General features: G+C 70.4%; 11 protein-coding genes and 2 riboswitches. Of the genes, 5 read left to right on the forward strand and 6 right to left on the reverse strand.

Features of this window, described 5'->3' with window-relative positions; translation table 11 throughout:
* Positions 1-259: 259 nt before the first annotated feature.
* Entirely contained in the window at positions 260-1,171 is a 912-nt protein-coding gene (locus tag FHR97_RS00325) for an HAD-IIB family hydrolase (protein WP_183381788.1), read from the forward strand.
* The gene (locus FHR97_RS00330) at positions 1,168-2,388 is read left to right on the forward strand and encodes a glycosyltransferase family protein (protein WP_183381789.1); all 1,221 of its coding nucleotides are present in this window, start codon (positions 1,168-1,170) and stop codon (positions 2,386-2,388) included. The genes FHR97_RS00325 and FHR97_RS00330 overlap by 4 nt, the downstream gene beginning before the upstream one ends.
* Here FHR97_RS00330 and FHR97_RS00335 read toward each other — a convergent pair.
* Positions 2,385-4,199, reverse strand: a complete 1,815-nt coding sequence (locus tag FHR97_RS00335; protein ID WP_183381790.1) for an alpha-amylase family glycosyl hydrolase — start codon at positions 4,197-4,199, stop codon at positions 2,385-2,387. The genes FHR97_RS00330 and FHR97_RS00335 overlap by 4 nt on opposite strands.
* 99 nt (positions 4,200-4,298) lie before the next feature.
* A complete protein-coding gene (gene thiC, locus FHR97_RS00340) occupies positions 4,299-6,188 on the reverse strand; it encodes a phosphomethylpyrimidine synthase ThiC (protein ID WP_183381791.1) in 1,890 nt (629 codons plus the stop codon).
* Positions 6,189-6,260: 72 nt separating this feature from the next.
* Positions 6,261-6,408: riboswitch (TPP riboswitch) on the reverse strand.
* On the opposite strand from thiC, the gene FHR97_RS00345 reads away from it, so the two are divergent.
* Positions 6,369-6,506, forward strand: a complete 138-nt coding sequence (locus FHR97_RS00345; protein ID WP_183381792.1) for a hypothetical protein — start codon at positions 6,369-6,371, stop codon at positions 6,504-6,506. (Overlaps the previous riboswitch by 40 nt.)
* Before the next feature lie 180 nt (positions 6,507-6,686).
* Here the strand turns inward: FHR97_RS00345 and tenA are convergent, their stop codons facing one another.
* The 4 genes from tenA to FHR97_RS00365 form a co-directional block, all read right to left on the reverse strand.
* On the reverse strand, positions 6,687-7,355 hold the full coding sequence (gene tenA, locus FHR97_RS00350; protein WP_183381793.1) for a thiaminase II: 669 nt from the start codon (positions 7,353-7,355) through the stop codon (positions 6,687-6,689).
* Between the two features lie 77 nt (positions 7,356-7,432).
* Positions 7,433-7,595, reverse strand: a riboswitch (TPP riboswitch).
* Positions 7,596-7,690: 95 nt separating this feature from the next.
* Positions 7,691-8,620, reverse strand: a complete 930-nt coding sequence (locus FHR97_RS00355; protein WP_183381794.1) for a lysophospholipid acyltransferase family protein — start codon at positions 8,618-8,620, stop codon at positions 7,691-7,693.
* Between the two features lie 4 nt (positions 8,621-8,624).
* On the reverse strand, positions 8,625-9,005 hold the full coding sequence (locus FHR97_RS00360) for a DUF4870 family protein (protein ID WP_183381795.1): 381 nt from the start codon (positions 9,003-9,005) through the stop codon (positions 8,625-8,627).
* Between the two features lie 85 nt (positions 9,006-9,090).
* On the reverse strand, positions 9,091-9,471 hold the full coding sequence (locus tag FHR97_RS00365) for a VOC family protein (protein WP_183381796.1): 381 nt from the start codon (positions 9,469-9,471) through the stop codon (positions 9,091-9,093).
* Between the two features lie 40 nt (positions 9,472-9,511).
* On the opposite strand from FHR97_RS00365, the gene FHR97_RS00370 reads away from it, so the two are divergent.
* Positions 9,512-10,150 carry a class I SAM-dependent methyltransferase gene (locus tag FHR97_RS00370; RefSeq protein ID WP_183381797.1) on the forward strand — a complete coding sequence of 213 codons (639 nt, stop codon included), beginning with the start codon at positions 9,512-9,514 and terminating at the stop codon, positions 10,148-10,150.
* A gap of 167 nt (positions 10,151-10,317) precedes the next feature.
* On the forward strand, positions 10,318-11,739 hold the full coding sequence (locus tag FHR97_RS00375; RefSeq protein WP_183381798.1) for an MFS transporter: 1,422 nt from the start codon (positions 10,318-10,320) through the stop codon (positions 11,737-11,739).
* Positions 11,740-11,757: the final 18 nt, after the last annotated feature.

Consider the following 11,757-nt stretch of genomic DNA (forward strand, 5'->3'; position numbering starts at 1 on the left):
ATCACAGGGCGCACCAACACGACGCCCCCGCCGATCACGGCGGGGGCGTCGTGCGTCGTGACGGGGCAGGGCGGCAGGGCGCGCAACGCATTCTGCCCTCTCTTGGTGCGTATCCGGGCGGGGGGAGCCGCCCACGGGGACGGCGCGGCCCCGCCGCCGCCCCCGACGACCATGGGCGGGGGCGCCGCGGGGACTCGCGGCCGACCTGGCACGTAGCGTGCAAGGCATTGCCCGTAACCGGGACACACAAGGTGATGCCATGCCCTGCGACTGGATGTTCCCCGATGAGGCGCCGTCCTCGCGCCTGCTCTTCACCGATCTCGACGGCTCCCTGCTCGACCACCGGAGCTACGACTGGTCGCCGGCCGCCCCCTGGCTGGAACGCCTGGCGACGCTCGGGGTGCCGGTCATCCCGGTGACCAGCAAGACCCGCAGCGAGCTGCTGCCCCTGCGCCAGACGCTGGGGCTGACGGCGGCGCCCTTCGTCGCCGAGAACGGGGCGGTGGTCGGCCTGCCCCCGGCCTGGTGCCATGCCCGGCTGGAGCGCACCCCGGGGCCCGACGGCCTGGTGATCCGCACGCTCGGGGTCGATATCGGCTTCATCCGTCAGCGCCTGGCGGTGTGGCGGGAACGGCTGGGCGTGCGCTTCACGGCGATGAGCGAGATGGCGCTCGACGCGCTGGTCGCCTTCACCGGCCTGGGCGAGCACGAGGCGCGCCTGGCCAGGATGCGCGAGGGCAGCGAGCCCTTGATCTGGGAGGACAGCGACGCGCGCCTGGCCACGTTCCGCGAGGGACTGGCCGGCGACGGCCTGCGGCTGGTGCGGGGCGGGCGCTTCTGGCATGTCACCGGCGAGTCCGACAAGGGCAGTGCCGTGAGCTGGCTGGTGGCACGCCTCGAGGCGCTGCGCGGCGTGCATCCCCTGACCCTGGCGCTGGGCGACGGCCCCAACGATATCACCATGCTCGAGGCGGTGGATCAGGCGGTGGTGATCCGGGGCTGCCACGGCCTCGAGGTCGCCCCGCGGCAGCCGGCGCTCTATCGCAGCCGGGCCAGCGGTCCCGCCGGCTGGGCCGAGGGGGTGGATCACTGGTGGGGGCGAGCCGGGCGCGGGCCTCGGCCGACGCCGTCCCCCGACGATCCCTTCACCCCGGGGAGGGACCTGGCATGAGCGACTTCCATCAGAACGGCATCATCACCGACTTCCACAACCTCACTCGCCGGCCCCTGGACGCCCTCGAGGCCGAGCTGGTGCAGTTCTCCCGGCGGCGGCCCATGAGCCTGATCCTGCCCTCGCTGTTCACCGAGTTGGAGGGGCCGGCGCTGGCCAACATCGTCGAGGAACTCGCCCGGGTGCCCTACCTGTCGGAGGTGGTGATCGGACTCGACCGGGCCGACCGGGAGCAGTTCCTGCACGCCCGGCGCTTCTTCTCCCGGCTGCCCCAGCACCATCGCATCCTGTGGAACGACGGCCCGGGGCTGCGCGGCCTGGATGCCGAGCTGGAGGCCCAGGGGCTGGCGCCCCAGCAGCCGGGCAAGGGGCGCAACGTCTGGTACTGCGCCGGCTATGTGCAGGCCTCCGGACGCAGCGAGGTGGTGGCGCTGCACGACTGCGACATCCTCACCTATGACCGCAGCCTGCTGGCGCGGCTCTTCTACCCGGTGGCCCACCCCTACTTCAACTACGAGTTCTGCAAGGGCTACTACCCGCGCATCGCCGACGGCCGGCTCAACGGCCGGGTGTCGCGGCTGATGGTCACGCCATTGCTGCGGGCACTGAAGCAGATCCACGGCCCGCTGCCCTACCTGGAGTACCTGGACAGCTACCGCTATCCGCTGTCCGGGGAGTTCGCCATGCGCAGCGAGGTGCTCGACGGCATCCGCATTCCCGCCGACTGGGGGCTGGAGATCGGGGTGCTCTCCGAGGTGCACCGCAACTATTCCACCAAGCGCCTGTGCCAGGTGGATCTCGCCGATGCCTACGACCACAAGCATCAGCCGGTCTCCGAGCAGGACGCCTCCGGCGGGCTCAACCGCATGAGCCTCGACATCGCCAAGGCGCTCTACCGCAAGCTGGCCACCCAGGGCGTGACCTTCAGCGCCGAGGGCTTCCGCACCCTCAAGGCCACCTACTACCGGCTGGCGCTGGACCTGATCGAGGCCTACGACCACGATGCGGTGATGAACGGCCTGAGCCTGGATCGCCACGGCGAGGAGCAGGCGGTGGAGCTGTTCGCCACGAACCTGCTGGAGGCCGGCAGCGTCTTCCTCGACAACCCCGGCGAGCGGCCCTTCATCCCCAGCTGGAACCGTGTCCGCGCCGCCATTCCCGACCTGCCCGCGCGCATGGCGGAGGTCGTGGAGCGGGACAATACCGGCCTCGGCTAGTCGAGCGGCCGGTTGACCAGCCACAGGGCGCCGTAGGGCGGCAGGCCGTCGCCGGGCGTCCAGGGACCGCCGGCCAGGCGATCGTGCCAGGCCTCGCCGGCCAAGGCATCCAGGGGCAATGGCTGGGGGGTGTCGGTGACGTTGTGCACCGCCAGCAGGCGCCGGCCGTCGTCCAGGGGCCCTCGCTCGAAGACCAGCAGCGACAGCGGCGTCTCCCACAGGCGCTGGGGGGCGTCGGGATGGAAGCAGGGTTCGCGGCGACGGGCCTCCAGAAGGCGCGTCAGGGCCGCGAAGACGTCGCGGGTCGGGGTGCCGGGGCTGTCGAGCAGCAGGTCGAGCTCCTCGCGTTGCCAGCGGCGGCGATTGATGGAACGCAGTCGCCCGCTGCGCTCCACCCCCTCCCGGTCGTTCAGGGTCCCGGTCAGCACGTGCAGGTAGAGCGCGGGGATGCCCCGCAGGCCCAGCATCAGCTGCTGGCTGCACAGGAAGCGCGGCACCTGCCAGGGATCCGGACCGCGGCGAGTGCCCTTCATGGCCTCGAACCAGGTGATGTTGATCTCGTAGGGACCGTCCTGGCCGTCGTCCGTCGTGCGCATGCTGACGAAGCCCCCGAAGCGATGCATCAGCTCGAGCAGCGCCTCGATCTCGTGGGCCGGCAGCCAGCCCTCCAGGGGGCGCACGCCGATGCCGTCGTGGCTGGCGGTGAAGTTGAGGAAGCCGCAGCCCGGCGGCAGCGCCGGCAGGCTCTTCAGCCAGGCGGCCAGGGTGCCCGCCTCGCCGCTGGTCAGGGTGTGCAGCAGCAGCGGCGGCAGCGGGAACTGGTAGACCAGGTGGGCCTCGTCGGGCATCGCCCCGGCCGCGTCGAGCCGCTCGTCCGGGAGACGTTCCAGGCCGAAGTAGCCGAGGTTCTCCCGGTGGGGCACGTTGGTCTCGGTGAGGATCAGCGTCCCCGGCGCCACATGGTCGACGATGGCCCGCAGCAGGCGCACCACCTCATGGGTCTGGGGGAGGTGGATGCAGGGCGTGCCGACCTCCTTCCACAGGTAGGCGATGGCGTCCAGGCGGATCACCCGGGCCCCCTGGGACAAGTAGAAGAGCAGGATGCCGACGAACTCCAGCAGCACGTCCGGGTTGGCGAAGTTCAGGTCGATCTGGTCCTCGGAGAAGGTCGCCCACAGGTGGCGAGGGCCGCGCCGGGTGGGCACCTTGACCAGCAGCGGCGAGCTGCGCGGGCGCACCACCGCGGTGAGGTCGGTGTCCGGCGCCATCTCGATGAAGTAGTCGCGGCCCGGCTGGCTGCCGGCGAGGTAGTCGACGAACCACAGCGATTCCCGCGAGACATGGTTGAGCACCAGGTCGACCATCAGGTCGAAGCGCTCGGCCAGGCGGCGCACCTGATGCCAGTCACCGAGGGTCGGGTCGACCTCCCGGTAGTGGATGACCGAGAAGCCGTCGTCGCTGCTCCAGGGAAAGAAGGGCAGCAGGTGGACCCCGCTGAAGGTCTCGGCGAGGCGGGTCGCGAGGAAGTCGTCGAGCACGCCGAGGGGCGCGCCCTCGCCGTCGACCAGGCTGTCGCCGTAGGTGATCAGCCACTGGTCGCGCTCGCTCCACAGTGGGCGGGCCTCGGGCGTCGTGCCCTGGGTGGATTCTCCCTCGGGGTGCAGCGATGGGGCCTGGTGCGCCAGGAGAGTGAGCAGGCGGCGCAGCACCTCGTCGGCGCGTGGGCCGTAGAGCTGGCTCAGGTGACGGTGGGCCCGCTCGCGGAAGCGGGCGGGGTCGAGCGGGGTCGTGAGCGAGTCGGCATGGGGCATGGGGGGTACCGCCGTGTGGTCCACTTTCCCTGACCATGCAGGGGACGTGCCAGCGGCCGCACGGCGGTACCGGCGGCGGGAGGGCCCCGCCGCCGTGCCTCACACCTCCTTGTAGAGCTCGGCGCCGGCCTGGCGGAACTTCTCGGCCTGCTCCTCCATGCCCTGCATCACGGCGTCCCGGTCACCGTCGAGGCCCCTGTCCCGAGCATAGTCGCGGACCTCCTGGCTGATCTTCATCGAGCAGAACTTGGGCCCGCACATGGAGCAGAAGTGCGCCACCTTGGCGGAGTCCTTGGGCAGGGTCTCGTCGTGGTACTCCCGGGCGGTGTCCGGGTCGAGGCCCAGGTTGAACTGGTCCTCCCAGCGGAACTCGAAGCGCGCCTTGGACAGCGCGTTGTCGCGGCGCTGGGCGGCGGGGTGCCCCTTGGCCAGGTCGGCGGCATGGGCGGCGATCTTGTAGGTGATGATGCCGGTCTTGACGTCGTCCTTGTTGGGCAGCCCGAGGTGCTCCTTGGGCGTCACGTAGCAGAGCATGGCGCAGCCGTACCAGCCGATCATCGCCGCGCCGATGCCGGAGGTGATGTGGTCATAGCCGGGCGCGATGTCGGTGGTCAGCGGGCCGAGGGTGTAGAAGGGCGCCTCGTCGCACTCGGCGAGCTGCTTGTCCATGTTCTCCTTGATCAGGTGCATGGGCACGTGACCGGGGCCCTCGATCATCACCTGGACGTCGTGCTGCCAGGCGATGCGGGTCAGCTCGCCCAGGGTCTCCAGCTCGGCGAACTGGGCTTCGTCGTTGGCGTCGGCCACCGAGCCCGGGCGCAGGCCGTCGCCCAGCGAGAAGGCGACGTCATAGCGCTTGCAGATCTCGCAGATCTCCTCGAAGTGGGTGTAGAGGAAGCTCTCACGGTGGTGATAGAGGCACCACTTGGCCATGATCGAGCCGCCCCGGGAGACGATGCCGGTGACCCGCTTGGCGGTCAGCGGCACATAGCGCAGCAGCACGCCGGCGTGGATGGTGAAGTAGTCCACGCCCTGCTCTGCCTGCTCGATCAGGGTGTCGCGGAACACCTCCCAGGTCAGGTCCTCGGCCACGCCGTTGACCTTCTCCAGGGCCTGGTAGATGGGCACGGTGCCGATCGGCACCGGGGCGTTGCGGATGATCCATTCCCGGGTCTCGTGGATATTGGCCCCGGTGGACAGGTCCATGATGGTGTCCGAGCCCCAGCGGATGCCCCAGGTCATCTTGTCGACCTCGTCCTCGATGGAGGAGGTCACCGCCGAGTTGCCGAGGTTGCCGTTGATCTTTACCAGGAAGTTGCGGCCGATGATCATCGGCTCGGATTCCGGGTGGTTGATGTTGCAGGGGATGATGGCGCGGCCGGCGGCCACCTCGTCGCGCACGAACTCCGGGGTGATCTCCTCGGGGAGTCGGGCGCCGAAGCCCTGGCCCGCATGCTGGTGGCCGAGGATGCGTTCGACCTCCTCGCTTCCCAGGGCTTGCCTCCGCTGGTTTTCCCTAATGGCAATGAATTCCATCTCCGGGGTGACGATGCCCTGGCGCGCGTAGTGCAACTGGGTGACGTTGCGGCCTTCCCTGGCGCGGCGCGGGGTGCGGGTCAGGTCGAAGCGCAGCGGGGCAAGCATGGGGTCGTTGGCGCGGCGGCGGCCGTATTCGGAGGTGGGGCCGTCGAGGAAGTCGGTGTCGCCGCGCTCCTCGATCCAGCCGCGGCGCAGCTCGGGCAGGCCTTTCCGCAGGTCGATCTCGGCCTCGGGGTCGGTGTAGGGGCCGGAGGTGTCATAGACCAGCAGCGGCGGGTTGGCCTCGTCGGCGCCGGAGGTGCGGGTCGGCGACAGGGCGATCTCGCGGAAGGGCACCCGGATGTCGGGGCGCGAGCCCTCGACGTAGCGCTTGCGCGAGCCGGGCAGGGCCTGGATGGCGGCCTCGTCGACGCGGGCGCTCTCGGCGAGGAAGTGATCGGTCTTGGCCATGGGAGTCTCCTTGGGGTCCATCACGGTTGTGGTTGTATCGGGAGGAGACGTAGGCGGGCGGCGTCCGGCCGGGCCGGGGCGTCGCTTGATCCCTACGCTGGTCCCCTCCCTGGTGCAGCAACATCAGGGCATTAGCCAGTTCAGGTTCAACGGGATCCATGCTCGGGCGCCTTGCGCCGCATGATCTCAGCCGTCATCAACGGCACCCCGTCAAGCGTTGTGGTGCCCGCCATCGCCGGCGGGCGGAGTCATCGTGGCTACGTGCTTGCCTCGGTCTCGGGGCTGATCCGGGAGCAGGCCTGCGAGGAGGCGCTGTGAACCCCTCCCTGGGCGCTACCGACGCCCTGCGGCGCTCTCGCGTCCCGCTCCGCTTGCAGGTCCGGTGCTGGCCATCCATGGCCAGCCCGTTCGGAGCCGTGCTCCTCACCCATGGCGTAGGACCTCCTCTTAGGCCTGCCCCCGGCGCCCCGGATGGTCCGGCGGGATGTGGTCATGGTGTCAGTCCGCGCGATCCAGGCCCATCTGCCAGAAATCGATCTCGAGCCGCGTGGCATCGCGGAAGATGGTCGTCAGGCGCGCGAAGCGCTCCGGCGTGACCTCGGCCAGCCGGGCGTCGAGCCAGGCCCGCTCCTCGTGCATGGCGGCCTGGAAGGCGTCGCCCTCGTACATGGCGATCCAGGCATCATAGGGGTTGGCCGCGCCGCGCACCGTGGAGGCCTGGGCGTTCAGCCAGTTGGCGATCTCGCCGTAGCCGATCAGGCAGGGGGCGAGCGCCACGTGCAGGTCGAGCAAGTCGCCGCGGCAGCCGGTGTCGAGCACGTAGCGGGTATAGGCGAGGGTGGCCCGGGCCTCGGGCAGCGCCGCCAGGTCGTCCTCGCCGATGCCCCACTCGCGGCAGTAGCCGACATGCAGGTCGAGCTCCACGTCGAGAATGGTCTTCAGGCCCTCGAAGGCGTGGCGCAGCTCGGCCAGGGTCTGGCTCTTGTAGGCGGCCAGGGCATAGGCCCGGGAGAAATGCACCAGGAACAGGTAGTCCTGTTGCAGGTAGTGGCGGAAGGCGTCCTCGTCGAGCCGGCCGGCGCCCAGCGCGCGGACGAAGTCGTGCTCGAGGTAGGCGCGCCAGTCCTGCTGGCAGGCGTCGGTCAGGTCGCTGAAGCGGTAACCCATCTTGCCTCCGGTGCGGTCGGGATCCGGGGGCGGGCGAAGCGGAAGACGGGAGGAGGGCCGGACGGAAAGGGGGCGTGCCGGGCCCACCGCCTGATTCCCTACGCCGGTACACGTGCGGGCCCGCGGCCACGCACCCACCCGGATCAGGTTCCACGGGATCGGCGCTGGGTTCTCTCGATCTCTCTCGAAGTCGAACCTGCGCCATCTCAGCCGGTTCCACCGGCACCCCGTCAAGCGAGTGGGATCAGTCTAGCAGCTTGGATCGGCATTACCAGCCCCGGCAGGACGGCGGTCCCTTCGGGGCCGGCGGGCGGGGGCCTATGAGGCGGCTGGCCTCAGTAGAGGCGGAAGCGCTTCCAGTCGGCGCGTCCCGCCTCGCGCTCGGGGACCTTGCGATAGCGCTTGTATTCCCACTGGTACTGGGCCGGGTCCAGGGCGATGGCCGCCTCCACGCTGGCGTTGACGCCGGCGGCGGAGCTCGCCTCGTCGGGGTCGTAGACCCGCGCGTCGGCGGCCAGGAAGTGCAGGGCGAAGCCGCGCCCGGGCAGGCGCCGGGCGACGCCGGTGACCACCCGGGCCTCGGTGCGCGCGACCAGCTTGGGCAGGAGGGTGGCGGTGTAGGCCGGGCGACCGAAGAAGGGCGCGAAGACCCCGCTGCCCCAGTCCGGCTCCTGATCCGGGAGGATGCCCACCGCCTCGCAACGCTTGAGCGCCTTGAGCAGGGCCGCCACGCCGCGGGGGTTGGTGGGCACCAGGCGAGCCCCCTGGCGCTCGCGGCCCTGGCGGGTCACCGGGTCCAGGGCGGCGAGCTTGGGCGGCTCGTACATGGCGGTGAAGGGGAAGTGGCTCGACAGCCAGAAATTGAGGATCTCCCAGTTGCCGAAATGCGGGGCCAGCACGATCACCCCGCGGCCCTCGGCGCGCGCCTCGTCGAGCAGCTCGCGGCCATGGACCTCGAGGATCGAGGCCGCCACCCGCGCCGGGTCGCCCATCCAGGCGAATCCCAGTTCGAGCATGGTGGCGCTGGAATGGGTCAGGCTGTCCCGGGCCAGGCGGCGGCGCTCGGCCTCGCCAAGCGAGGGGTAGGCCTGGGCCAGGTTGACCCGGGTGACCCGTCGCTCCCGGGAACTGACGGCCTGGACGAGGGGGCCGGCGAGGCGGGCCAGCCGCCACAACGGGGCCGGCCGCCAGGCGGCCAGCCAGCGCCACAGGGTGGCGACGGCGCGGGCCTGGTGGCGGCCGGCGTGGGTCTGCGTTGCTGCCATGGACTCAGACCAGCCAGGTGTCCGGGTTGTCCGGCGCGCGCTTCTCCTGCAGGCCCTTGAAGCCCTTGACGCAGCGGATGATCAGCCACACGGCCAGGGCGATCAGCAGCGGGAAGCCGATCACGATCAGGGTGAGCAGGGCGGCGGCGGCCCCGTAGAGCAGGCCGATCCAGAAGGTGCGGATCTGGTAGCGGTAGTGCTCGTCCAGCCACGCCGGGCCCTTGCCGCGGTAGACGTAGGCGATCACCACGCCCACCAGGGAGGTGAACCCCACCACGAAGCTGGCCAGGTAGAGGGCATAGACCACCATGGCCAGGGTGGTGTCGGGCGGCGGGTGGGACTCGGCGACCACGGGATCGCGATGGGTGGTCTGATTCTCGTTCATCGGTCGTCCTTGAGGGTGATGGAGCGGGACAGCGGCTCGCCACATGATACCCGCTGAGGGCCATGATGCCACCGAGGCGGCCGGGTCAGCGCAGGGGGCGACTGATCTCCAGCAGGTTGCCGTCCGGGTCGCGCAGGTAGAGGGACTCGAGCTCGCCATTGGCGCCCTGGCGAGTCACCGGGCCCAGCTCCACCTCGACGGACAGGGCCTCCAGGTGCCGGCGGAACTCGTCGAGGGGCAGCTGGCTGCGCAGGCACAGGTCCAGGCTGCCCGGCGTCGGCGTGGCGGCCCGCGGCTGGATGTCGGTGGCGGTCCAGTGCAGGCGCAGGGCCATGTCGCCCAGCATCAGGTCGACGCGCTCCTGGTCCCGGTAGCGCACGTCGAGGCCCAGTACCCGAGTGTAGAAGTCCACGGCGCGGGATATGTCGGTCACGGTGATGACCAAATGGTCCAGACCTGACAGCATGCATGTCTCCTTGGAAGAGTGATCTGGTTCAGAGAATACGATGATGCCGTCCTGTCCGCTATGTGCATCCCCCGAGACCGCCCCCTACCATCGCGATGCGCGGCGCGACTATCGGGCCTGCCGGGACTGCGCGCTGGTCTTCGTGCCCGCCCACCAGCGCCTGGCGCCGGACGACGAGAAGGCGGTCTACGACCGGCACCAGAACTCCCCGGACGATGCCGGCTATCGACGCTTCCTGTCACGGCTCTTCGACCCTCTGGTCGCCCGACTGGCCCCCGGGGCCCGGGGACTCGATTTCGGGGCCGGCCCCGGGCCCACCCTCTCGGTGATGTTCGAGGAGGCCGGCCACCCCATGGCCATCTACGATCCCTTCTACGCGCCGGATACCGGGGTGCTGGAGCGGACGTACGACTTCATCACCGCCACCGAGGTGGTCGAGCACCTCTTCGCCCCCGGCCGCGAACTCGAGCAGCTGGCCGAGCGCCTGGCGCCGGGGGGCTGGCTGGGCCTGATGACCAAGCGGGTCAGCACGCCCGAGGCCTTCGTCGACTGGCACTACATCCTCGACCCCACCCATGTGTGCTTCTTCAGCGAGGCCAGCTTCACCTGGCTCGCCGGGCGCCTCGACATGCGCGTGCACTTTCCCGCCAACGACGTCGTATTGCAGCAGCGTCGGTGACCGACTCCCTTTCGATAACGTGCCGTTATCGAAAGGAAAAAACCTCGCTCCGGCGGGGCACGGGGGATTGGCGGCGACCGGCGCCGAGCGTATATTCGAGCCCATATCCTGTTCCCTGCGCGGCTGCGGCGGCGCCCGTCATACCGTCCGTCTCGAGGCTTCCGCACATGTCCCGGCAGTTGCTGCTCATGGCCCTGGCACCCCTGCTGGGGCTGTTCATTCTGGGGATCGGCAATGGCTTTCTGGCCACCCTGATCACCCTGCGCCTCGACGCCGCCGGCGAATCGCCGCTGGTGATCGGCTGGGTGTCGTCCGCCTACTTCATCGGCCTGGCGCTGGGCGCGATGCTCAACGACCGCCTGCTGCTGGCGATCGGCCATATCCGTGCCTACGGCAGCTTCGCCTCCCTGGTGGCGGTCACGGTACTGCTGCAGGGGCTGTTCTTCGAGCCCGTCGCCTGGTTCGCGCTGCGCCTGATCGGTGGCTGGGCCACGGTGGGCGTCTTCCTGGTCATCGAGAGCTGGCTGCTGACCGCCGGCGACCCCACGGTGCGCGGTCGCCTGCTCGCGCTGTACATGATCGCCATCTATGCCGCCGGGGTGCTGGGCCAGCTGCTGCTGGGCGTCACCCAGTCCATGGGCCCCACGGCGCCCTTCATGGTGATCGGCCTGCTGGCCTCGTTGTCGGTGCTGCCCATGGCCATGATCCCGCGGGTCACCCCGTTGCTCGAGAGGGCCGAGCCGCTCTCGCCGCTGCGCCTGATCACCCTGACGCCCACCGGTGTGGTGGGCAGCTTCGGCTCGGGACTGGCCGTGGCGGCGGTCTACACCCTGCTGCCGCTCTACCTGCAGCGGGTCGGCTTCGCGGTCGACCGGGTCGGCCAGTTGATGGCGGTGATGGTTCTCGGCGCCATGCTCCTGCAGTACCCGGTGGGACGCTGGTCGGACCGCCACGACCGTCAGATGGTGCTGATCCTGATCGGCGCCTTCTGCGCCCTGATCTCCGCCGGCATCCTCTGGCTGCCGCTGCCGCCCTGGGGGCTGGCCGCGCTGCTGTTCCTGCTCGGTGGCGGGGTCTTCTCGCTGTACCCGGTCTCGGTCGGCCATGCCGCCGACCGTGCCCCCGCCGGCGCCCTGGTGCGCATGAGCCAGGGCCTGCTGCTGATCAACGCCATCGGCTCGACGCTGAGTCCGCCGGTCATCACCCCGGTGATGGCCGTGGTCGGCGATGCCGGCCTGTTCTGGTCACTCGGCGCCCTGGGCCTGATCCTGGTCGGCTTCTTCGGCTGGCGGCGCAGCGTGCGGCCGGCGCCGGTACCGGTGGCGCCGTTCTCGCCCACCACGCCGCTGAGTGCCGCGGGGGCCGAGCTGTCGGTGACCGAGGAGTGGGTGCAGGGGGCCCTGGAGCACGAGCACGTGGAAGACCTGTCCGGGGCCGTGCCCGACGTGGAGGTGGCTGAGCCCCTGGTGGGGCCGCCGCCCCCCGACGAGGCGCATATCGTCTACTACGCTGACGACGGGGCGGCCCCGCCCGAGGCGGAGGCGCCGGAGCAGGAGCAGGAGGGCATGGCCGGCGCCTCGCGGTCGTGAGACGGGCATGCGACCTAG

The sequence above is a fragment of the Halomonas stenophila genome (assembly GCF_014192275.1).
GTDB lineage: Bacteria > Pseudomonadota > Gammaproteobacteria > Pseudomonadales > Halomonadaceae > Halomonas > Halomonas stenophila.